This is a genomic window from Aliiroseovarius salicola (genome assembly GCF_027891095.1).
Classification (GTDB): Bacteria; Pseudomonadota; Alphaproteobacteria; order Rhodobacterales; family Rhodobacteraceae; genus Aliiroseovarius; species Aliiroseovarius salicola.
Genome location: NZ_JAQIIO010000001.1, coordinates 220,001 through 243,025, shown reverse-complemented (window position 1 = coordinate 243,025; position 23,025 = coordinate 220,001). Strand labels below are relative to the sequence as shown.

Below are 23,025 nucleotides of genomic sequence, written 5' to 3'. Positions count from 1 at the left end.
GATTTCGAATCAAAACGCCCCGCAGATCGTCAGCGGGGCGTTTTTGTTTTCGACGCTAAATGTGCTGGTGACGCGATGGCCATTGCTCTCACCTGCGTCACCGGATTCTAGATCCCCAGAGCAACCTTGATGCTGGGAAGCGTTGCGGCTGCCGCAACACCGACCGCTGCCCCCAAGCCCAGCCTGTGAAGCGGACGCGGAAGGGACGGGGCCAGCATACTGAGTGCTGCACAGATGACGGCATAAAACGCGAGGGCAAACGGATCCATCAGATTATGTCGAGCAAACGTAATGCCAATGCCACGGTTGAAAGCGAAGCGACCGCGAAGGCAAGCGTGCGAAGCACAATCACACCGGAACAATAAATCAGGTAATGGGCGACGATGCCGAAAAAGAACGTCATGGCAAGCGTGCCGGGATATGAATCATCAGGGATGCGTATCATTGCGATGATCGCCAGCGGTGCAAAAGCCACAAAAGCCTGCACATTGACTTTGTGCGCGCGCATAGCCCGCTGCGCCCAGTTTGATTGAGGGATGGCATTGGGGTCGTAATTGGCCAAAGCCCCCATCAGCCCCCTGGTTGCTATCCGGTCCAGAATATAGGGCAACCAGGACACGGCCACCCAAAGTGCTGTCAGGGTTGTGTAGAATTCGAGGTAGCTCATGAGAAAATCCTCCTGCTGGCATTTTACCATATAAGGAGGAAAATCCATAATTGGCGAGGGATTAGCCCCAGTTCACATCGCCCAAAAAGATATATCCGGCCCCGTAGATCGTCTTGATCAGGCGCGGGTTTTTTGGGTCTTCCTTGAGTTTGGTGCGCAGTCGCGAGATGCGAACATCCATCGCCCGGTCAAAACTTTCCCCGGCCACGCCACCCAAACTTTCCTGCATCTGGGCGCGAGAAATCAGGCGGTTTGGAGCGTCAAGGAACAGGCGCAGCACCTCGCCTTCCGCATGTGAAAATGTGGTCTCTTCTCCGTTGTCATCTTCCAGCACATAGCGATCAAAATGCGCGGTCCAGCCGCTGAAACGCGCTGTTTGCGAAATTGGTGCGCCGGATTTCTGGCTGCGCAGGCGGGCGCGCACGCGAGCAACCACTTCGGCGGGTTCAAACGGTTTGATGATATAGTCATCGGCACCCAGTTCCAGACCGGTAATTTTATCCTGAACCTGCACACGCCCCGAGATGATGATGATCGAAGCCCCACTTTCGAGGGCCAGCCGGTGAACCAGCGTCAGCCCGTCACGATCCGGCAGACCCAGATCCACCAGACACACATCAGGCGCCATCGTGTTGAGGGCGGCTTCGAACTCGGTTGCCCGTGAAAAACATGCGGTCCGAAAACCGGCATCCTCTAGCGCGTCCGACAGCATCCGGCGAATTTCCGGTTCATCATCGAGAATGGCGATCATTGGACGGCTGCTTTGCGGCTGTGTCATGTTCGGACCTCTTGGGACAGGAATGTGGCAAGCTCCCCTTTGGTAAAGGGCTTATGCAAAACAGGAAAGCCTGCTTTTGCCCGGCGTGGGTCTTCCGCAGGCAAGGAGGTCATCAAAAGCTTTGGTGTTTCGACGCCTGCGGCTTTAAGCCCGAGTAAAAATTCTGGGCCTGTTTGCGCGCCCTCTAAAATCACATCCGAAAGGATCAACCCAATCCCTTCCAATGACATCAATCCCAGCGCCTCTTCCGCCGAGGCCGCTTCGATCACCTGATGCCCCATGTCGATCAGCATTTCGCGAACCGAGGTGCGGATGTCGGGATTGTCTTCAATCAGCAAAACAAGGCGCGGTGCAATTGGGCGGGCGGGTTTGCGCAATGGCAGGCGGATCGAAACAATGGCGCCACTGTCCGGGTCGTTCGCGATCTTAATATGCCCGCCAGCCACCTTGGTCTGGTCATAAACCATGGACAGGCCCAGCCCGGACCCGTCCCCCCCTTTGGTGGTGAAAAACGGATCAAGCGCGCGTTCCAAGGCCTCGTCCGAAAAGCCTGGCCCGCTATCACTGACGCGAAACTCGACCCAGGTTTCCCGGATCGGTCGGGCCGAAAGTGTGATCCGGCCCGGCCCATTTCCAATCGCGTGGGTGGCATTGATGATCAGGTTCAAAAGCCCATCCTGTACCGCACCTGCATCCAGTACCACCGGATCGTTCAGGTTACAGGTCAGAATATCCAATCCAACCCCTTCGGGCAGGGTTGGTTTTGCCAATGTTTCCAACCCTCTGAGCAGCTCTGGCACATCGGTCGTTTCGAAGTGGGCCTCTCGTTTTCCAGAGATTGAAGCGATCCGTTCAAGCAATGTGCCTCCACGGCGCACAGCGGCGGTGGTGGCCTGCACCAGTTCCTGCGCGGTGTCGTTGATATTCATCTGACCCAACCGGCTTTGTAGGCCAAGAATGATGGTGAGCAGATTTGAGAAATCATGCGCGACACCAGAGGTGAGCTGGGCCGCCAGCTCTCGCTTGCGTGTTTGTGCAAGGGCCGCGCGGGCCTGAGCTTCTTCGGTGATGTCCATCGACAGGATGTAGACCCCGGTGATCTCATTTGTTTCGTCGTCACGATCGGGCGTCAGCGCGACACGGATACGGCGGCCGGATGTCTCGTGGCTGAATTCGAAGACATTCGCCTCACCCTTGAACGCCTTCTGAAAATACGGGGAAATGCGTGCATATGCCTCGTCGCCAAGAGCTTCGCTTGCATGCAGGCCAAAGAGATCGGTGGGGCGACCGGGAATGACCCGGCTCAGGCGTCGGTTTGAAAACGTATAGGTCAGATCCCGGTCGATCCGAGCGATATGGGCGGGCATCATTTCCGCGGTCAGGCGGGTGCGGCTTTCCATCTCGGTCAGCTCGCGCTTGGTCTCTTCCAGCGCCTTGTTGGTCGAGGCCAGCGCCCGGTTGGTTTGGGCGAGCTCTTCGGTATGGCTAAGTACTTGATCGGAAAGCTCTTCGGACCGCGCGCGCAGCAATCTTTCTTGGCGCTTGATATGGGTGATATCGGTGTAAACCGTGACCCATCCACCCTGTGGCAAAGGATTGCCTTCGACCGAGATGACATGACCGTTTGCGCGGGTGCGCTCAAGGTAGTGCGGAACAAAATCTTTGGCCTGATCGACGCGTGATTTCACAAAGGCATCAATGTCACCAACCGCGCCATATTCGCCGCGCTCGGCCAAAGCGCGAATGGTCTCGGCAAAATCGGCGCCGGGCCGGACGAATCTGTCCGGCAGATCGAACATGTCCTGAAATTGCTGATTGCCAATCACCAAACGTAGCTCTCGATCATAGATGGAAAGTGCCTGCTGAATAAGGTTCAGACCGGCCTGAGTGAGTGCGGTGGCTTCTTTGCTGTTTGGCATGAAAATCATCCCCTCCGCCCTTTTCGCTATCACCGAAGCCTCATGTGGAAAAGGGGGATGAAGAAGGGAGGGCGGAATATTTCACATGTAACAATTCGTAAGGATCCAGAAAAAATGGCGAAACCTTTAACACCGACCATTTTTTTCGTCAGGGCTGCCGGGCAAGAATCGCCAGGCAATTCGGGAACGTCGGACAGGCCGACGGTGGGAGGACAATTTGGGACAAGACTTAGCCAAAGCTGGCGCATTTGCTTCTATTCCGGCGCTACTCGACCGGAATGTGAAGGAATTTGGAAATCGCCCGGCCTATCGGGAAAAAGAATTTGGAATCTGGCAGAGCTGGACCTGGGCGCAAGCCGCCGAGGAAATTCAAAATCTGGCCCTGGGCCTGTTGGCGCTGGGGATCGAGCGTGGCGACCATGTTGCCATTATCGGTCGCAACCGCCCGGCCCACTACTGGGGCATGGTAGCCGCACAGAAAGTGGGCGCCGTTCCGGTGCCGCTCTATCAGGATGCTGTTGCAGAAGAAATGGAATACGTGCTCGAAAATTGCGGCGCGCGTTTTGTCATTTGCGGCGATCAGGAACAGGTCGACAAAGTGATCGAGGTGCAGGAGAAAATCCATCACATCGAACACGTGATTTATTTCGACAAGCGGGGCCTGCGGAAATATGACCACAGCCACCTGCACTGGTATCACGACATTCAGGAAGAAGGCCGCGTGGCGCATGCTCGTTTCGAAGACGAGATGGCCAAACGCGAAGCTGAGCTGACGTATGACAGCAAATGCGTGATGCTTTACACATCAGGCACCACCGGTCGTCCGAAGGGCGTGGTTCTGTCGAACCGCAATATCATTGAAAGCGCCAAGAACTCGTCCGAGTTCGACAATCTGGGCGGCAACGAAGACATTCTGGCCTATCTGCCGATGGCGTGGGTGGGGGATTTCATCTTCTCGCTCGGTCAGGCGATGTGGACCGGCTTCTGCGTGAACTGTCCCGAAAGCGCCGACACGCTGATGTCGGATCTGCGCGAAATTGGGCCAACCTATTACTTTGCGCCGCCACGTGTGTTCGAAACCCAGCTGACCAATGTGATGATCCGGATGGAAGACAGTGGCGATCTGAAATACGCCCTGTTCCACCATTTCATGGATTTTGCCAAAGCCGGCGCCGGTGAAAAATACGGCATGCCAAAGCGCAAGGTCACCACGCAAAAACGTACCTTTGAGCAAAAAATGCGCCACGGGTTCCGTTATGCGATGGGCGTTGGTTTTGCTGCGGAAGCTCTGGTGGAAAATGCCATTCGCCTAGGCGTTGCCAAACTTCGTTATGGCAAAGATGTCCGCAAGCACTTCAAGGCCAAAGACCCGATGGGTCTGAAGCTTTATAACGGCAGTTTGCAGGAATATTTCAAGTATCGCTGTGGCGATGTGCTGGTTTACGGGCCTCTGAAAGATACCCTTGGTTTTGGTCGCATCCGTGTGGGTTACACCGCCGGTGAAGCAATTGGTCCGGAAATTTTCGAGTTTTATCGTTCGATGGGGATCAATCTCAAACAGCTTTACGGTCAGACCGAAGCCACCGTGTTCATCACCGTGCAGCCTGATGGTGAAGTGCGTAATGACACCGTGGGTGTGCCTGCTCCGGGTGTTGAGATCAAACTGGCTGATAACGGCGAGATCTTCTACCGCTCGCCGGGGACCTTTGTGGAATACTACAACAACCCGGAAAGCACCGCCGATACCAAAGATCCGGAAGGTTGGGTAGCGACGGGTGACGCTGGTTTCTTCGACAAGAAGAACGGTCACCTGCGGATAATCGACCGCGCCAAAGACGTTGGTAAAATGGCCGATGGCAAGATGTTTGCCCCAAAATATGTCGAGAACAAACTCAAGTTCTATCCGGACATTCTGGAGGCTGTTGTCTTCGGCAATGACCGCGACATGTGCACGGCCTTCATCAATATCGACCTGACCGCCGTGGGCAACTGGGCCGAGCGCAACAACGTGGCTTACGCTTCCTATCAGGAACTGGCCGGCCACCCAGACGTTGTGTCAACCATCCAGGAACATGTTGAAACGGTCAACAAATCGGTCGCTGAAGACGAGATGCTTTCGGGCTGTCAGATCCATCGTTTCCTGATCCTTCACAAGGAACTTGATGCGGATGACGGCGAGATGACCCGCACCCGAAAGGTGCGCCGCAAGGTCGTCGAGGAGAAATACGCTCCGCTGATCGACGCATTCTATAGCGGCAAATCCGAGCAATATATCGAAACCGAGGTCACCTATGAGGACGGCCGCAAGGGTTCGATCAACGCCACCCTCGAAATCCGCGATGCGGCTGTTGTGGGCAATGGCAACACACAGGGGATGGCGGCAGAATGAGCTTAGATATGAACGCCAACAGCTACGTCACCGAAGACGGGCGCACAATTGGCCCGGTGGTAATGGACCTGAAAAACATCACGCTGCGATTTGGTGGTGTGGTTGCGATCAAGGATATCAGCTTTAACATCCGCGAAGGCGAGATCCGCGCGATCATCGGTCCGAACGGTGCTGGTAAATCCTCGATGCTGAATGTGATCTCGGGTTTCTACAAACCGCAGGAAGGTGAGGTTTGGTTCCGCGGCGCAAAGCGCCCGCCCATGAGACCTTATCAGGTGGCCCAACAGGGGCTGGCCCGGACCTTCCAGAACATCGCTTTGTTTGACGGCATGACCGTGCTGGACAACATCATGACCGGCCGTCTGAACCACATGAAAACCAATCTGCTTCAGCAGGCCATGTGGTGGGGCAAAGCCGAAAAGGAAGAGCTGGCCAACCGTGAAGTCTGTGAAAAGGTTATCGACTTTCTGGAGATCCAGCACATCCGGAAGACGCCGGTTGGGCGCCTGCCTTACGGCCTGAAAAAGCGGGTTGAGTTGGCCCGTGCGCTGGCCGCCGAACCTTCGCTTCTGCTGCTCGACGAGCCGATGGCCGGCATGAACGTTGAGGAGAAGGAAGACATGTCTCGCTTCATTCTCGACATGAATGACGAATTTGGCACCACCATCGCCCTCATCGAGCACGACATGGGCGTTGTGATGGACCTGTCCGACCGCGTGGTCGTGATGGATTACGGCAAGAAAATTGGGGACGGCACACCGGACGAAGTGCGCAACAACCAGGATGTGATCGACGCCTATCTCGGCGTGTCACACGATTAAGGGGGGAGACATGTCTGAACAATTGCTCTTTGCAGCGGAAGTCACCCTCAACGGCCTGATGGCCGGGGTTCTTTACGCTCTCGTCGCGCTGGGTTTCGTCTTGATCTTCAAGGCGTCCGGTATCTTTAACTACGCCCAGGGTGTGATGGCGCTGTTCGCCGCGCTGACACTTGTGGGTATTCAACAAGGTCAGGTGCCTTTCAGCCATCTGATCAATGCGATTTTCGGGACCAACATTCACCACTTCCCGTGGCAAGTGCCGTCGATCATCGCGATCATTCTCGCTGCAGGTGTGATGGTTGGCTTTGCCTGGCTGGTCGAGCGTTACATCCTGAAGCACCTTGTTGGTCAACCTGACATCATCCTCTTTATGGCGACCATCGGTCTGGCCTATTTCATGGAAGGTTTCGGGGACATCATGTGGGGGTCCGAGATCAAGACGCTGGACGTGGGTCTGCCCTCGGGTCTGAACGAGACCATCGACACAGTGACCTACAACTGGTTCGGCTACGGTTTCTTCATCGATAATCTTGATATCGTTGCCGCTGTGATCGCCGCCCTGTTGGTGGCTGCGCTGACCATCTTCTCGCAATACTCGAAACAGGGCCGGGCGCTACGCGCCGTGGCGGATGACCACTCGGCAGCTCTGTCTGTCGGTATCTCGCTGCGCTTCATCTGGGTTCTGGTCTGGTCGATCGCGGGCTTCGTGGCCTTGGTCGCGGGTATCATGTGGGGTGCCAAATCGGGTGTGCAGTTCTCACTGTCGCTGATCGCACTGAAAGCCCTGCCGGTTCTGATGCTGGGCGGCTTTACCTCGATCCCGGGCGCCATCATCGGTGGTCTGATCATCGGTGTGGGTGAGCAGCTTTTCGAATTTGCCATTGGTCCGCTGATCGGTGGCGCGACGCAGAACTGGTTCGCCTACGTTCTTGCGCTCGTCTTCCTCATCTTCCGGCCGCAAGGCCTGTTCGGCGAAAAAATCATCGAAAGGGTCTGATCAATGTTTTACCGCGAAGCTGGTGATTTCAAAACGTCCTACCGTGACGACAACCAGACCTTTCCGATCCGTCTGGATCGGGCTGGCTACTGGGTCGCAATTGCGGTCGCCTTCGGGATCGTTCCCTTCTTTGTGAACGATTATTGGGTCAACGCGATCTTTGCCCCGTTCTTTATCTACGCGATTGCAGCTCTGGGGCTGAATATTCTGACCGGTTATGCTGGTCAGGTGTCGCTCGGCACCGGGGGGTTCATGGCGGTGGGGGCATATGCCGTCTACAAGCTGATGGTGGCCTTTCCCGAGATCAACATCATCTTCCACGTGCTGATGGCCGGTGGCATCACCGCTGTGGTTGGGGTTCTGTTCGGCCTGCCGTCGCTGCGCATCAAGGGGTTCTATCTTGCGGTGGCCACGCTTGCCTCGCAGTTCTTCCTGATTTGGCTCTTTAACAAGGTGCCGTGGTTCTACAACTACTCAGCCTCGGGTCAGATCAACGCGCCGGAACGTTCCGTATTCGGGATCATCGTGACCGGCCCCAATACGGAAGCTTGGGCGAAATACCTGATCTGTCTGGTGTTTCTGGTGGGGGTGGCCTGGATGGCGCGTAACCTGACCCGCGGCATGACTGGCCGCAAATGGATGGGCATCCGGGACATGGATATTGCGGCTGAAATCATCGGGGTGAACCCGTTGATGGCCAAGATGACTGCCTTCGCCGTGAGTTCGTTCTTTGTCGGTGTTGCAGGCGCATTGTTCTTTGCAGTCTACCTCGGTGCTGCAGAAGCAGGCGAAAGCTTCGGGATCTCCAAATCGTTCCTGATCCTCTTCATGATCATCATCGGTGGTCTGGGCTCGATTTTCGGATCGTTTGCCGGGGCAGCCTTCATGGTGTTGATGCCGGTGTTTCTGAAAAACGTGCTGGTAGGCGGCATGGGATGGCCGACCGATTTGGCCGCCCATTTCGAATTCATGATCGTGGGCGGGCTGATCGTATTCTTCTTGATCGTGGAACCGCATGGTCTGGCGCAACTGTGGCGCCTGACGAAAGAGAAACTGCGTCTGTGGCCATTCCCCCACTAAGGGGGCCGCACGAAGCGGAAATGCCCAGACGGGAAACAAAATTTGGTCTTCCGGTTCATGAGGAGCGGATCGGGAGGCTCTCACCAAAGTGACCCGTAGAGGGCACGACAATTTGCTAATCTAGGGAGGAAGCAAATGAAATTCTCAAGAGTTGCTGCGGCGTCTGTTGCCGCACTGATGGTAGGCGCACCGGCGATGGCCGAACTGGTTTTTCCATCGCTGAGCTATCGGACCGGCCCCTTTGCTGCTGGAGGCATTCCTTACGCTGACGGTTTTGCCGACTACATGACCCTGCTCAACGAGCGTGACGGTGGTGTGGGTGGCGTCAAGATCTCCGTTCCGGAATGTGAAACCGCCTATAACACCGAAAAAGGTGTGGAATGCTACGAAGCCACCAAAGGCGAAGGCGCTCTGGTCTACAACCCGCTGTCGACCGGTATCACCTATCAGCTGATACCCAAAGCGACCGCAGATGACATCCCGCTTTACACCCCCGGTTATGGTCGTACCTCGGCTGCCAACGGCAAAGTGTTCAGTCACGTGTTCAACTTCCCGGCCAACTACTGGAATGGTGCTTCGGCTGCTGTGAACCACCTGCTGGACATCAACGGTGCTGACCTGAGCGGTAAGAAAGTTATCCTGCTGCACTTCAACGGTGCTTACGGTAAAGAACCGATTCCGACCCTGACCGCCCTGGGTGAAAAGCACGGCTTTGATTTCTCAGCCATCCCGGTTGACTATCCCGGTCAGGAACAGAAATCGCAGTGGCTGCAAATTCGCCGCGAGCGTCCGGACTATGTCCTGTTCTGGGGCTGGGGCGTGATGAACCAGGTTGCCATTCAGGAAGCCGGCAACATCCGTTTTCCGCTGGAAAACATGATTGGTGTCTGGTGGTCGGGTGCCGAACATGACGTGAAGCCAGCTGGCGACGCAGCAACCGGCTATAAGGCTGTGGCGTTCCACGGTGTTGGTTCGGACTATCCGGTATTTGGCGACATCCAGAAATACGTTGTGGATGCTGGCAAAGCTGCCGGTAACGGCGACAACGTTGGTACGGTTATCTACAACCGCGGTGTGTACGCGGCGATGATGCTGGCTGAAGCCGCCAAGAAGGCCCAGGAAATCCACGGCGTTGCAGACATCACTTCTGGTCAGATGCGTGACGGTCTGGAGCAGCTCGAAATCACCGATGCCCGCATGACAGAGCTGGGTATGGAAGGGTTTGGCCCGGCCTTTAAAGTGTCGTGCGAAAACCACGGTGGCCCCGGCACCGCTGCAATCTCGCAGTGGGATGCTGGCAAAGGCACTTGGTCGCTGATCTCGGACTTCGGTCCGTCGGACATGGAAGTGATCCAACCGCTGATCGATGCTGACTCGATGGCCTACGCCGCCGAAAACAACATCGCCGAGCGCTGCAACTAAGCCTCTGCACGAGACAGGTTCGGGCCCTCGTGGCCCGGACCATCAAACGAACGACTAGGTTAAGGACGACCAACCATGCTGGACGCCGCAGAAACCCAAGAGAACCTGCTTGAGGTCAACAATATCGAGGTGATCTACAATCACGTGATCCTCGTTCTGAAAGGTGTGAGCCTCTCGGTTCCGAAGGGCGGTATCACCGCGCTTCTGGGCGGTAACGGGGCTGGCAAGACCACAACGCTCAAGGCCATTTCCAACCTGCTTCAGGCGGAACGTGGCGAGGTGACCAAGGGCACGATTGACCATATGGGTGAAAACATTGCCGAGCTGAACCCGGCAGCGCTCGTGAAGCGGGGTGTCATCCAGGTGATGGAAGGCCGCCATTGTTTTGAGCACCTCACCGTTGAAGAAAACCTGATGACCGGCGCCTATACCCGCACCGATGGTCGGGCTTCGGTTCAGAAAGATCTTGAGATGGTCTATGAGTATTTCCCGCGCCTTGCCGAACGCCGCAAGTCGCAGGCGGGTTATACCTCGGGCGGGGAACAGCAGATGGTCGCCATGGGTCGCGCTCTGATGTCCAACCCCGAGATGATCCTTCTTGACGAACCTTCGATGGGCTTGGCTCCGCAACTTGTGGAACAGATCTTTGAGATCGTGAAGCGCCTGAATGAAGAGCAGGGCGTGACGTTCCTTCTGGCGGAACAGAACACCAATGTGGCGCTGAAATATGCCCATTACGGATACATCCTCGAAAACGGTCGTATCGTGATGGACGGCCCCGCTGCCGAGTTGCGTGAGAACCCGGACGTGAAGGAATTCTATCTCGGCATGTCCGATGAAGGCCGCAAGAGCTTCCGCGATGTGCGTTCCTATCGTCGCCGTAAGCGTTGGCTGGCCTAACCGCCACCGACGCCACCTGAACTATTCCGAATTGCCGGCAGATGTCGGCTCAGACAAGAGGTTTCACTCATGTCCAAGTATTTTGACGCTCTGGAGACCCGTTCCGCAGATGAACGCGCCACCGCCTTGTCGGTAGCACTGCCGGAACAAATCGCCCGTGCTCAGACCCTTGCGGGGTATGGGGACAGCCTCAAAGGGGTGGATGCTGCGATCATCACATCGGTTGCCGATCTGGCCGCCTTGCCGGTGTTGCGCAAATCCGAGATTGGCAAGGCGCAAGCTGCCAATGGCCCGCTGGGCGGTTATGCAGCCCTGGCGACCCACAAGTTTGCCCACATTTTTCAGTCGCCGGGTCCGATTTATGAACCTGGTGGAGTGGGACACGACTGGTGGCGTATGGGGCGCTTCCTCAATGCCTGCGGCATCGGCGAAGGCGACATCGTACAGAACTGCTTTGGGTATCACCTGACACCCGCTGGTATGATTTTTGAGAACGGTGCGCGTGCCGTTGGTGCCACCGTGGTCCCGGCTGGCGTCGGTCAGACCGAGCTACAGGTCCGAGCTGCGGCCGATATTGGCACAACCGCCTACGCGGGCACTCCGGATTATCTGAAGATCATCCTCGATCGTGCTGACGCGGACGGGATCAAGCTGAAGATCACCAAGGCGGCTGTCGGTGGCGGGGCGCTTTTCCCCAGCTTGCGTCAGGAATATACGGATCGCGGCATCACCTGCCTGCAAAGCTATGCCACTGCCGACCTTGGCAATGTGGCCTACGAATCCGATGCGATGGAAGGCATGATCGTCGATGAAGGTGTGATCGTGGAAATCGTACGTCCGGGCACTGGTGATCCTGTGGCGCCGGGTGAGGTGGGTGAAGTTGTTGTCACCTCCCTGAACCCGGACTACCCGCTCATTCGCTTTGCGACCGGCGACCTGTCCGCTGTGATGAATGGCGAAAGCCCCTGTGGCCGGACCAATATGCGAATCAAGGGCTGGATGGGCCGGGCCGATCAAACTGCGAAAATCAAAGGCATGTTCGTGCGTCCCGAACAGGTTGCTGACTTTGTCGCCAAGCATTCCGAAGTTGCTAAAGCTCGTGTGATCGCCACCCGCGAAGGCGAGATGGATGCGATGACCGTGCAGGTAGAAACCGATGCAACTGACCCGGCGCCATTTGTGAAATCCGTGGTCGAAACGCTTAAACTGAAGGGCAGGATTGAAATTGTTGCAAAAGGCAGCCTCCCCAATGATGGCCTCGTGATCGACGATCAGCGTGTTTACGACTGAGGACACATGACTTTCCCCGTCAGGTAGCTTCTTCCGCCTGATGAACTGGGCCGAGGAGTTCCTCGGCCCTTTTTTTGCACCCAATGTTGTTGAATTCCTCTTGCCAGAAATATCCCGGGGTGAGGGCGAAGCCCGAGGGGCAGAGCCCCTTTACAGGCTCACGAAGTGAGCAACCAACAGCAGGCAACGATGTAGCTATCGCGCCCTCAGTTCATCTCAACACCAAAAAGAAAAAGCCGCCCCAAAGGACGGCCTTTCAAAATTCGCTTGGCTGATGCCAGAACGTCAGGATTAACCCTGACGTGCCTTGAAGCGGCGCTGCGTTTTATTGATCACATAAACGCGGCCTTTGCGACGCACCACGCGGCAATCGCGGTGGCGGTTCTTCAGCGAGCGGAGTGAGTTACGAACTTTCATGTCCTATCTCCTTCAACGCGGCGCTGCGGACTGCGCCTAAGCTTCAATTTACCAGATCTGACTGCGGGGTCATCCCCAAAGCCCTTCTCCGGCGGTTCATGGTGGGCGATACTGGGATCGAACCAGTGACCCCTTCGATGTCAACGAAGTGCTCTACCGCTGAGCTAATCGCCCTGAAATCCTATCCGAAACAAGGTTTTCACCCCATCTCAAACAACACAACGCGGGAAACCCCGCGTCGGTCCCGTCCCTATAAAAGGAGTCGGCGCGGGACGCAAGGGCTTTTGGCGAGAGTTTTTTTGCCTTTATATGAAAGACAAGACCACCGTATGCGAGAGCCGATGCAAAACGATCCATATATGCTTTACATGCCAGAGGAAAGACAGACCAGCGTCGTCTTTGCTTCACCACATTCAGGCCGGTGTTATGAGCCAGCGTTCTTGCAAAAGAGCATTCTGGATGCCCATCTGATCCGATCATCGGAAGATGCGTTCGTGGATCAACTTTTTAATGCTGCACCGTTACATGGTGCCCCATTGTTGGCTGCTCAGATGCCCCGTGCCTATGTGGACCTCAACCGCGGTGCAGAAGAACTGGACCCAGCGCTGATCAACGGAGTACGTGGCGGAGCATTGAATGCGCGTGTCTCGTCCGGGCTTGGGGTCATCCCGCGTGTCGTCGCGGGCGCGCGCGCCATCTACAATGGCAAGATCAGCCTGTCCGAAGCAGAACAGCGTTTGACGAATATTTGGTTTCCCTATCACAAACAGCTTCAAGCGCTTCTGAACCAGAGCCGTGAGACGTTTGGTCGTGCGGTGTTGGTGGATTGTCATTCGATGCCACACGAAGCGGTGCGTGGGGTAACACGTAACGGGTTGCGGCCCGAGATCGTCTTGGGAGACCGACATGGGGCTTCGGCTTCGCAGGAAATTGTTGAACATATCGCAGAGGTGTTCGAGAAGGCGGGCTTTGTCGTGGCCCGCAATGCGCCTTTTGCCGGGGCGTATATCACGCAGCACTACGGTCGCCCGATCCGGAATCAGCATGTGGTGCAGGTCGAAATCGACCGCTCGATCTACATGAACGAAGCGCAGATCCGCCCCAACAATCAGTTTCATGACGTCAGGGATCGGATTTCGCAGGTGGTGCAGCAGATTTGCCAGATCGATCAGGGGCGTGATCGTCTGGCGGCTGAGTAGGAATTATTTGCGCAAAGCCCGCCCTTTCATAATCAGGTCCTTGCCGAACCGGGCACGAATTTCGTCGGTGGCCCGCTCGGCAGCACGCCTTTTGGCGGCATTTGGATCCAGCAGATCATCGGTCAGATCGGCACCCTCGGCGCTGACAAGATCGCTGATACCCACACCAATCAGACGAAACGGCCCTTCGTTCAGCGCCTTGTCCAGAAGAGGTCGGGCAGTGCGGTAAATTCGGTCGGCTGACTGCGTGCTGTCCCCAAGGCTGACGCGCCGGGTCAAGGCTGCGTGGTTGGCGCGCTTCAGCTTTAGCGTCACCACGCGCCCGGCCTTGTCTTTAGCCTTCGCCCGGTCGGACACCTGTTCTGACAAACGCCAAAGATGGCCATCCAAAAGTTCGAGTGAGGCTGTATCCTCAAAGAATGTCGTCTCTTTTGAGATGGATTTCATGGGTGCATGCGCAGATACGCGGCGCCGGTCTTCGCCCCGCGCCAGATGGTAGAGGCGCAGCCCCATGGAACCAAAGCGGGACACGAGGTCATCCTGCTCCCAGCGAAGAAGATCCGAGAAACCACGGATACCGGCACGCTCCAGCTGAGCCTGACCTGCAGGCCCCACCCCCCAGATCATTCGCACGGGCTTGTCATGAAGGAACTCCATCGTTTCGGCTTTTCCGATCACTGAAAAACCGCGCGGTTTGTCGAGATCTGAAGCCACCTTGGCGAGGAACTTATTGTGTGACAGGCCAATGGAACCGGTTAACCCGAGCTCGTCCTTCATCCGCTTGACCAATCCCGCGAGCATCACCGCAGGAGGTTCGCCGTGCAGGTTGGCCGTGCCGGTCATATCGAGAAAAGCTTCATCCAAGGACAAGGGTTCGATTGATGGCGTTAGCTCATCCATCATTGCTCGGATCTGTTTTGAAACAGCGGCGTAATGGCTGCCGCGGGGCTTGATGACCACGGCGTCCGGGCAGAGCTTCAGGGCCTGAAACATGGGCATCGCTGATTTCACGCCGCGAATGCGCGCCACATAGCAAGCAGTGGACACCACCCCACGTTTGCCACCACCAATAATGACCGGCTTGTCTGCCAGTTCCGGATTGTCTCGTTTTTCCACTGACGCGTAGAATGCGTCGCAATCCATATGGGCGATGGTAAGATCAAACAGTTCCGGATGCGTGGTAATGCGCGGACCGTGACAGGACGGGCACCGGGCCCGGTCGGGGAGGCCGGTTTCAAAACTGGTCAGACAAGAGCGGCACAAGCTGGGCATGGTGGAATTCTACCGTGGTGCAAGTTTGGCTGAAAGGAGAACATTAAAGATGGAGCCAGAGAATGGCGATTTCACCGGAGCCAAATTGGTTTTGCTGATCGGGGATCGGTTGGTGACCCTTCTCAGGGATGATCGCGAAGATATCCCTTGGCCCGGCTTCTGGGATCTCCCCGGTGGTGCGCGCGAGAATGGGGAAAGTGCGGAAGAATGCGTGCTGCGCGAGACGTATGAAGAGATTGGATTGCATTTGGCGCGAGAGGATTTGTGCTGGAAGTCACAATTTCCATCTCACACGGGGCAAGGTTTGCCATCTTGGTGGTTTGCTGCCCAACTGCCTCGTGAAGCAGTGCATGATGTGAGGTTCGGAAATGAAGGGCAGGGGTGGGATCTTGTCTTGCCCGAAACATGGTTGGCAGACGCCAGGTCCATACCCCATTTCAAGCCGCGAATCCGCTTAGGCCTTGCGGCGCTCGCTGCAACCCCATGTTGAATTCCCCCCCTTTTCACCCCATATATTGTGGAAAATCACAATTGGTTTAAGCGCGAGGGATAATATGAACGATCTTATAAACGGGCTTGGCGGCGGCAACATTGTGCTGCTTGTACTTGCCGCATTTCTAATTCTGACGGTCTTCAAAGGCGTCAAAATTGTTCCACAAAGTCAGAAATATGTAGTTGAACGCTTTGGGCGTCTGCAAAATGTACTTGGGCCGGGCATCAACTTCATTGTCCCGTTCCTTGATGTGGTGCGCCATAAGGTGTCAATCCTTGAGCGCCAACTGCCGACGAATTCACAAGACGCCATCACCTCGGATAACGTGTTGGTGCAGGTGGATACGTCAGTGTTTTATCGGATCCTTGAACCAGAAAAGACCGTTTACCGGATTCGCGACGTCGACGCGGCAATTGCCACCACCGTTGCGGGCATCGTGCGGGCAGGCATCGGTGAGATGGAACTTGATGAAGTGCAATCGAACCGCCAGCAGCTGATTGCGAAGATCAAGGTGCAGGTGGCAGAGGCGGTTGACGACTGGGGTATTGAGGTGACACGCGCTGAAATCCTTGATGTTAATCTTGATGTTGCCACCCGCGAAGCCATGCTGCAGCAGTTGAATGCTGAACGTGCGCGTCGGGCACAGGTAACAGAAGCTGAAGGTAAACGCCGCGCCGTTGAACTGGCCGCAGATGCTCAACTCTACGCGGCCCAAAAAGAAGCGGAAGCGCGTCGCATTACCGCCGATGCCGAAGCCTATGCAACTGGGGTCGTCGCGAAGGCGATCAAGGAAAACGGCATTGAGGCGGCGCAATATCAGGTTGCTCTGAAGCAGGTTGAAGCACTGACCGCAGTTGGCAGCGGAGAGGGCAAACAGACCGTGCTTCTGCCCGCGCATGCGCTTGATGCCTTTGGGGATGCCTTCAAATTGCTGAAAGGAAGGTCGTAATGTTATGGCATGAATGGTGGGTCTGGGCTGCTGGAGCCATCGCCCTTGTGATCCTTGAAACCTTTATCCCGGGATTCGTCTTTCTGGGATTTGCCGTCGGTGCTGCTGTGGTAGCCCTATTGGTCCTTATCGGACCCTCTATCGGACTGCCGGTACTCTTGGTGATATTTGGCGCAGTGTCTCTGACCGCCTGGCTGATCATGCGCCGTGTATTCGGGGTGCGTGCCGGACAATCGAAGAAATTCGACTCTGATATCAACGAGCTTTGAAGTCTCGTTTTGGCCGGAGCGGATTACTCCGTTTCGGCCTCATAGAAATACGGCAATGTGTCGTGAAGCACCTCACCTTTCATCAGCCATGAAAGACCAAAAGCCCAAAGGGCGAGGCTTTCAGCCCAGAAGGTGAAATGCCAAGCGTTGTCCCATTCCCGGCCAATCTCGGAAAACCCCAGCTTCATGACGCCGATCAAGGCAACCATTGCGTAGATCATCCAGCCAAACATACGATAGCAGGTGTTGCGCCGTTGCTTGTGTCGCGTCTTTTGCGGCATTGTGCAGCGAGTGAACAGGTTTTGCGACATGACACCAAGGCTTATCAGGAAGATCCCCGCAGCGCCCATGTGTAGTGCAGACTGCAGTACAGCACTGGTGATGAGTTGGTCGAACATCGCTAGCGGCTGATAGCATGTGTCCCGCGTGCAATGCGCGGGGATGGCGGCCATGACCAGCACGCTTGCACCGGCAATGCCGGACACACGTCGGTCGGTGAGCCATTCACGATCACGCGCCGGATATCCTTCGTAGGCAAGCAGAAACAGCCCGACACCGGCAGCTGCCGCAATGAACACATCTCGTAATGGCGAAAAGAAAAACTCCGAGATCGAGTTTTCCATTGGCATGTCCACAAGCATTGTGCCGATCAGCAAGGCAACTGGCAGACCAAGGCCAATGGATCCGATGGCACGGCGTAGTCGTATCATGGTAGCCAGGTCTGGGTGATGTCGGCTGGGCATGGGACCTCCGGGAAACTGGCTGCATTCATGCCGGGTGAACGTTGCAACCTTCTTAATTGCGCGTGTGATAATGACATGATCCTGAAAGGGAGATCACAGGGCAAGAGCCCCATGATCACAAGGTCACGATCAACCAGAGGGAAGGGGCTTTGCCCCTCTGCCCCCGACTTTGTCGTGGTCATTCACCCCAGGATGTTTTTGGCAAGAGGAAGAAGTCAGCTTCGACTATTCCTCAGCGCAGATTGTTTTGCCGGGTTTGTTACGATCTAAGTTCCGCAAGGATCGCTTCGGCCGCGGCGCGAGGATTCTCTGCGTTGCGGATCGGGCGACCGACCACAATGTGATCTGCTCCGTCAGCGATGGCCTGTGCCGGGGTTGCAATCCGTTTCTGGTCGCCAAGGGCGGCACCTGCGGGGCGGACACCCGGAGTGACAATCAATTTGCCTTCGGCTTGGGGCAGGGCGCGGATCAGGGCGGCCTCTTGCGGGGAGGCGATGACACCATCTGCGCCTGCCTCCATCGCGCGGGCCGCGCGTTCCAGCACCAGATCCTGCACATCACCTGCTTTATAGCACGAGGCATCCAGATCGGCGCGATCCAGCGAGGTCAGGATGGTCACGGCGAGGATCTTCATATCCTTCGCGCCTTTGCCTTCTTGTGCGGCACGCACCACATGCGGGTCCCCATGCACCGTCAGAAAGTCGAGATCAAACTGTGCCAGTCCGCGAACGGCGGCTTCGACCGTGTTGCCGATGTCAAAAAGCTTCATGTCGAGGAAGATCTTTTTACCGAACTCATCCTTGAGCTCATTGGCAAGGGCCAGCCCGCCCCCGGTCAACATGCCTAGACCGATCTTGTAGAAATTCACCGCATCCCCAAGTTCTCCGGCCAGTTTCAAACCATCAAGTGCATTGGGCACATCGAGAGCTACGATCAGGCGGTCATCGGCGAGGGGTTTGGCGGTCATGGCAGGCTCCTTTGTTCCAGCCTCTCCTAATGCGACTGTCTGGCAAAGGCAAATACACAAGCTGCTTCAGGCTGCGACCTTGATGTTTTTGATCAGAAAGGCCTCATTTTCGACCAGCCCTGCGCAATCTGGCAGGCGGCGGGCCTGACGAAGTGCTTCGCGTGCCAGCAAGAGCATGAGGTCATCGTTTGGAGCATCAGAGGATTGCCTGATGCGACACAGAAACTGGGCCCGTTTGAGATTTCCTCTTTCCGCGTCTTCCATGAGCATAACAACAGATGCGTGCAGCAAGTCGGGGTCACTGTGAGTCACATTTGAAATGGTTACAGTTTTAATCATTTTGGTCCCTCTCACGAGGGAAAGCTCGACCAATTTGGCGCTGGAAATAAGGGTAAAGTCGCGCAGCTATTCCCCCCGAAAACCAAACCCTTGCATTCAACCAGCAGGATGCCCAAATGTCCTAGGAGGCCCGAACAAAGGTGTGCTGCAATGGTGGGCACCAAATTATATCGGGCGCTTTGAAGAGGAGATTGATATGGACGTATCAAAATTCACCGAGCGGTCGCGTGGGTTCATTCAAGCCGCTCAGACGATTGCCATGCGCGAAAACCATCAGCGTCTTGTTCCTGAGCATGTTTTAAAGGCCCTTCTGGATGATGAGGAGGGGATGAGCGCCAACCTGATCCGTAAGGCAGGTGGGGCGCCCGAACGTGTGCAGGCCGTACTGGATGAGCGGATGGAGAAGCTGCCGAAAGTGTCCGGTGAAGGCGCGCAGGTCTATATGGACAACTCGATTGCCGTTCTGGTGGATGAGGCTGGAAAGCTGGCCAAACAGGCAGGCGACAGCTTTGTGCCGGTCGAACGTTTGCTGACCGCATTGGCTGTTGTGAAATCCAAAGCGCGGGACGCTCTGGAAGCCGGGGGTGTGGATGCCAAGAAACTCAACGCCGCGATCAACGACCTGCGTCAGGGGCGTACCGCAGACAGTGCCAGCGCCGAAGACAGCTATGAGGCGTTGAACAAATATGCCCGTGATCTGACCGAAGCGGCCCGTGAGGGCAAGATTGACCCGATTATTGGTCGCGACGAGGAAATTCGTCGCTCGATGCAGGTTCTGTCGCGCCGCACTAAAAACAACCCAGTTCTGATTGGTGAGCCGGGCGTGGGGAAAACGGCTATTGCCGAAGGTTTGGCGCTGCGCATCGTTAACGGCGATGTGCCGGAAAGCCTGCGCAACAAACGCCTGCTCGCGCTGGATATGGGTGCGTTGATTGCCGGTGCGAAATATCGCGGTGAATTCGAGGAACGTCTGAAAGCTGTGCTGAATGAGGTGACTTCGGCGGCTGGCGAAATTCTCCTCTTTATTGACGAAATGCACACGTTGGTGGGCGCCGGGAAATCTGATGGCGCAATGGATGCGGCCAACCTGATCAAGCCAGCGCTTGCGCGGGGTGAATTGCATTGTGTGGGCGCCACCACGCTGGATGAATACCGCAAATACGTGGAAAAAGACGCAGCCCTTGCGCGGCGCTTTCAGCCAGTGATGGTTGAAGAGCCGACAGTCGAGGACACGATCTCGATCCTGCGGGGCATCAAGGAGAAATACGAGCTGCACCACGGGGTGCGGATCTCGGATTCGGCGCTGGTGGCAGCCTCAACCCTGAGCCATCGCTACATCACCGACCGTTTCCTGCCCGACAAGGCAATTGACCTTGTGGATGAAGCCGCTTCGCGTTTGCGCATGGAGGTGGACTCGAAGCCCGAAGAACTCGACGCTCTGGATCGTCAGATCATGCAGATGCAGATCGAGGCGGAAGCGTTGAAGTTGGAAGATGACAAGGCGTCGAAAGATCGGCTTGAAAAGCTGGAAGGCGAACTCAGCGAGTTGCAGGAGAAATCCGCGTCGCTGACAGCAAAATGGCAGGCGGAACGTGACAAGCTGGAAGGCGCGCGTGAGATCAAAGAACATCTTGATCGGGCGCGGGCTGAACTGGATATTGCCAAGCGTGATGGCAACCTCGCTAAAGCTGGTGAGCTGTCTTATGGGATCATTCCGGAACTCGAGAAAAAGCTTGAAACCGCTGAAGACGCCGACAGCGACATGATGGTCGAAGAGGCAGTGCGGCCGGAGCAAATCGCTTCCGTGGTCGAACGCTGGACCGGGATCCCGACTTCGAAAATGCTGGAAGGCGAGCGCGACAAGCTGCTGCGCATGGAAGATCAACTGCACAAGCGGGTGATTGGTCAAAATTCAGCGGTGAAAGCTGTGTCCAACGCCGTACGTCGTGCGCGTGCTGGGCTGAACGATGAAAACCGCCCGTTGGGCAGTTTCCTATTCCTTGGGCCAACCGGTGTCGGGAAAACCGAGCTAACCAAAGCTGTGGCTGAGTTCCTGTTTGATGACGACAGCGCCATGGTGCGCGTCGACATGTCGGAGTTTATGGAGAAACACTCGGTTGCCCGTCTGATCGGTGCCCCTCCAGGCTATGTCGGCTATGACGAAGGTGGCGTGCTGACCGAAGCTGTACGTCGGCGCCCCTATCAAGTGGTGCTGTTTGACGAGGTCGAGAAAGCCCACCCGGATGTGTTCAACGTGCTGTTGCAGGTTTTGGATGATGGGGTGCTGACCGATGGTCAGGGCCGCACGGTCGATTTCAAGCAGACGCTGATCATTCTTACGTCGAACCTCGGCGCTCAGGCTCTAAGCCAACTGCCGGATGGAGCCGATGCCTCGGACGCGCGGCGTGACGTGATGGATGCGGTGCGGGCCCATTTCCGCCCCGAATTCCTGAACCGTCTGGATGAGACGATCATCTTCGACCGCCTGGGTCGGGCCGACATGGATGGCATTGTCGAGATCCAGCTGGATCGCCTCGGTAAACGTCTGGCGCGGCGCAATATCTCGCTTGATCTGGATGAAGGCGCGATGAAATGGCTGGCCGATGAGGGCTATGATCCGGTCTTTGGGGCGCGGCCTTTGAAACGCGTGATCCAGCGCGCGCTTCAGGACCAACTGGCCGAGATGCTCTTGGCTGGCGACGTGATGGATGGTGATACAATTGAAGTCACGGCTGGGACTGAAGGGCTGATCATTGGCGACCGGGTGGGGAATACCAATCGGCAACCGCCAGAAGATGCAGTGGTCCACTGATCAACACTACATAACATATGAGCCTGCCTTTCTGGCGGGCTCTTTTCGCTTTTCAGCATTGGAAGCAAGAAAATGCCCCCACCGATCAGGGACCGGCGAGGGCGGGGGCAGGCGAGTGGTAGGTTTGGGGACGAGGTGGCTTACATCTCGGAGGGGATCAGGCCCGCCTCTTGCGCGGCGGCAAATTCCTCCACGCTCAAAGTGCCATTGTCGTCCGTGTCTGCCTGCGAGAATGTATCGGTGCTGATGTCGTCATAAACGACAACCAGTTCGTCCATGGTGATTTCTCCGTCTTCGTTGGCATCGATATTCGTGGTCGTGGCAAAAGCAACGCTCGCGCCGAGGGCAAGGGTTAAGGTGGCAAGAGTAAAGGTCTTCATTGGATTTCTCCGTTTGATATTCCGTGAGTTGGTGTGCCCGTGCTGGACACGGGAACATTTGGACCAACGGTTAACCGCGCTGCATCCTCTCTGTTGTGGATTGCCGAATTTGAGCATGGCTTTGCGAAAAAGCACTCCACCATCAGGCGAGAAACCGCAGATGCAAATCGCTCGGATCGGAAGTGGCGGAACCTGACCGAAGAGCAGCGATGGTTTTGGCAAACCCCCGCGCAAATAGAGCGGAAACCGGTCACGGGCGGGAATGTGCTGACCAGTGGTCACGCTGCGCAATCCGTGAAGTCATATGCAGACTTGCTACTGATCCAAACCGAGGCACATGCGCAGACCTAGCTGGCGTGTGAGGTTCGCTTTCCTAAGTATCGCCCAATGTCTGCGTCCAGATTGTTACAAATCCCCAACGCGGATGTGAGGCGATGTGCTTTGGTGCTGATCCAATGATGTATTACCTCTGTAGCAAGAGAATTCAAAAGGTGCGCCGATGGCTTATAGATCCAAACTGAAATACTCAGATGTCACCCCCAAGGCAGATTTTCTGAATCGCCGCCAGTTGATGGGAGGGGCCGGGGCATTGGCGATCGGGTCTGCTGCAGGCGTTCTTCCGAAATGGGCGGAGGCTGCGGGGAAATACTCGACCGATGCAACGCCCAATACGTTCGAGGAAATCTCGACCTACAATAACTTTTATGAATTCGGCACCGGAAAAGGTGATCCTGTCGCCAACGCACAGCGTCTGACAACGGATCCTTGGTCCGTGCAGATTGACGGGATGGTGGATCGGCCAGGCAACTACGACCTTGCTGACATTCTCGCCAAGGTGAGCATCGAAGAACGCATCTACCGGTTCCGCTGCGTGGAAGCCTGGTCGATGGTGGTGCCATGGAATGGATTTGAGCTGAAACAG

General features: G+C 56.2%; 23 protein-coding genes and 1 tRNA gene (1 of these 24 running past the window's edge). 13 read left to right on the top strand and 11 right to left on the bottom strand.

Going from position 1 to position 23,025, the window contains the following annotated elements; all coding sequences use genetic code 11:
• Nucleotides 1-107 precede the first annotated feature (107 nt).
• From O2N63_RS01240 to O2N63_RS01225, 4 genes are all read right to left on the bottom strand, one after another.
• Entirely contained in the window at nt 108-269 is a 162-nt protein-coding gene (locus tag O2N63_RS01240) for a hypothetical protein (RefSeq protein WP_271052243.1), read from the bottom strand.
• Nucleotides 269-667: an MAPEG family protein gene (locus O2N63_RS01235; protein ID WP_271052241.1), complete on the bottom strand. Its 399-nt coding sequence runs from the start codon at nt 665-667 to the stop codon at nt 269-271. The genes O2N63_RS01240 and O2N63_RS01235 overlap by 1 nt, the downstream gene beginning before the upstream one ends.
• A 61-nt stretch (nt 668-728) precedes the next feature.
• Complete coding sequence (locus O2N63_RS01230) at nt 729-1,445, bottom strand: response regulator transcription factor (protein WP_271052240.1); 717 nt, start codon at nt 1,443-1,445, stop codon at nt 729-731.
• Nucleotides 1,442-3,364 (bottom strand): hybrid sensor histidine kinase/response regulator, encoded by a 1,923-nt coding sequence (locus O2N63_RS01225; RefSeq protein ID WP_271052239.1) that lies wholly within the window; start codon nt 3,362-3,364, stop codon nt 1,442-1,444. Before O2N63_RS01225 ends, O2N63_RS01230 begins: the two co-directional genes overlap by 4 nt.
• 217 nt (nt 3,365-3,581) lie before the next feature.
• Here O2N63_RS01225 and O2N63_RS01220 point away from each other — a divergent pair, with 217 nt between their 5' ends.
• From O2N63_RS01220 to O2N63_RS01190, 7 genes are all read left to right on the top strand, one after another.
• Nucleotides 3,582-5,753 (top strand): AMP-binding protein, encoded by a 2,172-nt coding sequence (locus tag O2N63_RS01220; RefSeq protein ID WP_271052238.1) that lies wholly within the window; start codon nt 3,582-3,584, stop codon nt 5,751-5,753.
• The gene (locus O2N63_RS01215) at nt 5,750-6,574 is read left to right on the top strand and encodes an ABC transporter ATP-binding protein (RefSeq protein ID WP_271052237.1); all 825 of its coding nucleotides are present in this window, start codon (nt 5,750-5,752) and stop codon (nt 6,572-6,574) included. Before O2N63_RS01220 ends, O2N63_RS01215 begins: the two co-directional genes overlap by 4 nt.
• Before the next feature lie 10 nt (nt 6,575-6,584).
• Nucleotides 6,585-7,571, top strand: coding sequence for a branched-chain amino acid ABC transporter permease (locus tag O2N63_RS01210; protein ID WP_271052236.1), 987 nt, complete (start codon nt 6,585-6,587; stop codon nt 7,569-7,571).
• Nucleotides 7,572-7,574: 3 nt separating this feature from the next.
• Nucleotides 7,575-8,651: a branched-chain amino acid ABC transporter permease gene (locus O2N63_RS01205; RefSeq protein WP_271052235.1), complete on the top strand. Its 1,077-nt coding sequence runs from the start codon at nt 7,575-7,577 to the stop codon at nt 8,649-8,651.
• A 135-nt stretch (nt 8,652-8,786) separates the two neighbouring features.
• Nucleotides 8,787-10,073, top strand: coding sequence for an ABC transporter substrate-binding protein (locus O2N63_RS01200; RefSeq protein ID WP_271052233.1), 1,287 nt, complete (start codon nt 8,787-8,789; stop codon nt 10,071-10,073).
• Between the two features lie 75 nt (nt 10,074-10,148).
• Nucleotides 10,149-10,973 (top strand): ABC transporter ATP-binding protein, encoded by an 825-nt coding sequence (locus O2N63_RS01195; protein WP_271052232.1) that lies wholly within the window; start codon nt 10,149-10,151, stop codon nt 10,971-10,973.
• A gap of 69 nt (nt 10,974-11,042) precedes the next feature.
• The gene (locus O2N63_RS01190; RefSeq protein ID WP_271052231.1) at nt 11,043-12,263 is read left to right on the top strand and encodes a phenylacetate--CoA ligase family protein; all 1,221 of its coding nucleotides are present in this window, start codon (nt 11,043-11,045) and stop codon (nt 12,261-12,263) included.
• Between the two features lie 291 nt (nt 12,264-12,554).
• Here the strand turns inward: O2N63_RS01190 and ykgO are convergent, their stop codons facing one another.
• Nucleotides 12,555-12,680 carry a type B 50S ribosomal protein L36 gene (gene ykgO / locus O2N63_RS01185; protein WP_005850168.1) on the bottom strand — a complete coding sequence of 42 codons (126 nt, stop codon included), beginning with the start codon at nt 12,678-12,680 and terminating at the stop codon, nt 12,555-12,557.
• A gap of 99 nt (nt 12,681-12,779) precedes the next feature.
• Nucleotides 12,780-12,854: transfer RNA gene (locus O2N63_RS01180), tRNA-Val, on the bottom strand.
• Between the two features lie 167 nt (nt 12,855-13,021).
• Between O2N63_RS01180 and O2N63_RS01175 the strand changes: the two genes are divergently transcribed.
• The gene (locus tag O2N63_RS01175) at nt 13,022-13,879 is read left to right on the top strand and encodes an N-formylglutamate amidohydrolase (protein WP_408629771.1); all 858 of its coding nucleotides are present in this window, start codon (nt 13,022-13,024) and stop codon (nt 13,877-13,879) included.
• 3 nt (nt 13,880-13,882) lie between these two features.
• Here O2N63_RS01175 and O2N63_RS01170 read toward each other — a convergent pair whose 3' ends face one another.
• Nucleotides 13,883-15,151, bottom strand: coding sequence for a DNA polymerase IV (locus O2N63_RS01170; RefSeq protein WP_271052205.1), 1,269 nt, complete (start codon nt 15,149-15,151; stop codon nt 13,883-13,885).
• 49 nt (nt 15,152-15,200) lie between these two features.
• On the opposite strand from O2N63_RS01170, the gene O2N63_RS01165 reads away from it, so the two are divergent.
• The 3 genes from O2N63_RS01165 to O2N63_RS01155 all read left to right on the top strand — a co-directional run bounded on the left by O2N63_RS01165 (nt 15,201) and on the right by O2N63_RS01155 (nt 16,862).
• On the top strand, nt 15,201-15,641 hold the full coding sequence (locus O2N63_RS01165; protein WP_271052204.1) for an NUDIX hydrolase: 441 nt from the start codon (nt 15,201-15,203) through the stop codon (nt 15,639-15,641).
• 64 nt (nt 15,642-15,705) lie between these two features.
• On the top strand, nt 15,706-16,593 hold the full coding sequence (locus O2N63_RS01160; RefSeq protein WP_271052203.1) for an SPFH domain-containing protein: 888 nt from the start codon (nt 15,706-15,708) through the stop codon (nt 16,591-16,593).
• On the top strand, nt 16,593-16,862 hold the full coding sequence (locus tag O2N63_RS01155; protein WP_271052202.1) for an NfeD family protein: 270 nt from the start codon (nt 16,593-16,595) through the stop codon (nt 16,860-16,862). The genes O2N63_RS01160 and O2N63_RS01155 overlap by 1 nt, the downstream gene beginning before the upstream one ends.
• 23 nt (nt 16,863-16,885) lie before the next feature.
• On the opposite strand, the gene O2N63_RS01150 is transcribed toward O2N63_RS01155, so the two are convergent.
• The 3 genes from O2N63_RS01150 to O2N63_RS01140 form a co-directional block, all read right to left on the bottom strand.
• Nucleotides 16,886-17,605 carry a hypothetical protein gene (locus O2N63_RS01150; protein ID WP_271052201.1) on the bottom strand — a complete coding sequence of 240 codons (720 nt, stop codon included), beginning with the start codon at nt 17,603-17,605 and terminating at the stop codon, nt 16,886-16,888.
• 259 nt (nt 17,606-17,864) lie between these two features.
• Complete coding sequence (pyrF, locus tag O2N63_RS01145; protein WP_271052200.1) at nt 17,865-18,572, bottom strand: orotidine-5'-phosphate decarboxylase; 708 nt, start codon at nt 18,570-18,572, stop codon at nt 17,865-17,867.
• Between the two features lie 66 nt (nt 18,573-18,638).
• Nucleotides 18,639-18,911, bottom strand: a complete 273-nt coding sequence (locus O2N63_RS01140; RefSeq protein ID WP_271052199.1) for a hypothetical protein — start codon at nt 18,909-18,911, stop codon at nt 18,639-18,641.
• 196 nt (nt 18,912-19,107) lie between these two features.
• On the opposite strand from O2N63_RS01140, the gene clpB reads away from it, so the two are divergent.
• Nucleotides 19,108-21,723, top strand: a complete 2,616-nt coding sequence (gene clpB / locus O2N63_RS01135; RefSeq protein WP_271052198.1) for an ATP-dependent chaperone ClpB — start codon at nt 19,108-19,110, stop codon at nt 21,721-21,723.
• A 140-nt stretch (nt 21,724-21,863) separates the two neighbouring features.
• On the opposite strand, the gene O2N63_RS01130 is transcribed toward clpB, so the two are convergent.
• Nucleotides 21,864-22,103 carry an EF-hand domain-containing protein gene (locus tag O2N63_RS01130; RefSeq protein ID WP_271052197.1) on the bottom strand — a complete coding sequence of 80 codons (240 nt, stop codon included), beginning with the start codon at nt 22,101-22,103 and terminating at the stop codon, nt 21,864-21,866.
• Nucleotides 22,104-22,602: 499 nt separating this feature from the next.
• Between O2N63_RS01130 and msrP the strand changes: the two genes are divergently transcribed.
• Nucleotides 22,603-23,025, top strand: the 5' portion of a protein-coding gene (gene msrP, locus O2N63_RS01125; RefSeq protein ID WP_271052196.1) for a protein-methionine-sulfoxide reductase catalytic subunit MsrP. 498 nt of this gene lie beyond the right edge of the window; the window shows 423 of its 921 coding nt (coding positions 1-423); its start codon is at nt 22,603-22,605; the stop codon falls past the right edge of the window.

Excerpts from the sequence above, each read along its gene's own strand:
- pyrF (WP_271052200.1), bottom strand. The coding sequence starts at position 18,572 with ATGACCGCCAAACCCCTCGCCGATGACCGCCTGATCGTAGCTCTCGAT.
- O2N63_RS01235 (WP_271052241.1), bottom strand. The coding sequence starts at position 667 with ATGAGCTACCTCGAATTCTACACAACCCTGACAGCACTTTGGGTGGCC.
- O2N63_RS01210 (WP_271052236.1), top strand. The coding sequence starts at position 6,585 with ATGTCTGAACAATTGCTCTTTGCAGCGGAAGTCACCCTCAACGGCCTG.
- O2N63_RS01200 (WP_271052233.1), top strand. The coding sequence starts at position 8,787 with ATGAAATTCTCAAGAGTTGCTGCGGCGTCTGTTGCCGCACTGATGGTA.
- O2N63_RS01140 (WP_271052199.1), bottom strand. The coding sequence starts at position 18,911 with ATGATTAAAACTGTAACCATTTCAAATGTGACTCACAGTGACCCCGAC.
- O2N63_RS01130 (WP_271052197.1), bottom strand. The coding sequence starts at position 22,103 with ATGAAGACCTTTACTCTTGCCACCTTAACCCTTGCCCTCGGCGCGAGC.
- clpB (WP_271052198.1), top strand. The coding sequence starts at position 19,108 with ATGGACGTATCAAAATTCACCGAGCGGTCGCGTGGGTTCATTCAAGCC.
- O2N63_RS01165 (WP_271052204.1), top strand. The coding sequence starts at position 15,201 with ATGGAGCCAGAGAATGGCGATTTCACCGGAGCCAAATTGGTTTTGCTG.
- O2N63_RS01190 (WP_271052231.1), top strand. The coding sequence starts at position 11,043 with ATGTCCAAGTATTTTGACGCTCTGGAGACCCGTTCCGCAGATGAACGC.
- O2N63_RS01195 (WP_271052232.1), top strand. The coding sequence starts at position 10,149 with ATGCTGGACGCCGCAGAAACCCAAGAGAACCTGCTTGAGGTCAACAAT.
- O2N63_RS01170 (WP_271052205.1), bottom strand. The coding sequence starts at position 15,151 with ATGCCCAGCTTGTGCCGCTCTTGTCTGACCAGTTTTGAAACCGGCCTC.
- O2N63_RS01230 (WP_271052240.1), bottom strand. The coding sequence starts at position 1,445 with ATGACACAGCCGCAAAGCAGCCGTCCAATGATCGCCATTCTCGATGAT.
- O2N63_RS01160 (WP_271052203.1), top strand. The coding sequence starts at position 15,706 with ATGAACGATCTTATAAACGGGCTTGGCGGCGGCAACATTGTGCTGCTT.
- ykgO (WP_005850168.1), bottom strand. The coding sequence starts at position 12,680 with ATGAAAGTTCGTAACTCACTCCGCTCGCTGAAGAACCGCCACCGCGAT.
- O2N63_RS01155 (WP_271052202.1), top strand. The coding sequence starts at position 16,593 with ATGTTATGGCATGAATGGTGGGTCTGGGCTGCTGGAGCCATCGCCCTT.
- O2N63_RS01205 (WP_271052235.1), top strand. The coding sequence starts at position 7,575 with ATGTTTTACCGCGAAGCTGGTGATTTCAAAACGTCCTACCGTGACGAC.
- O2N63_RS01215 (WP_271052237.1), top strand. The coding sequence starts at position 5,750 with ATGAGCTTAGATATGAACGCCAACAGCTACGTCACCGAAGACGGGCGC.
- O2N63_RS01150 (WP_271052201.1), bottom strand. The coding sequence starts at position 17,605 with ATGCCCAGCCGACATCACCCAGACCTGGCTACCATGATACGACTACGC.
- O2N63_RS01175 (WP_408629771.1), top strand. The coding sequence starts at position 13,022 with ATGCAAAACGATCCATATATGCTTTACATGCCAGAGGAAAGACAGACC.
- O2N63_RS01225 (WP_271052239.1), bottom strand. The coding sequence starts at position 3,364 with ATGCCAAACAGCAAAGAAGCCACCGCACTCACTCAGGCCGGTCTGAAC.
- O2N63_RS01240 (WP_271052243.1), bottom strand. The coding sequence starts at position 269 with ATGGATCCGTTTGCCCTCGCGTTTTATGCCGTCATCTGTGCAGCACTC.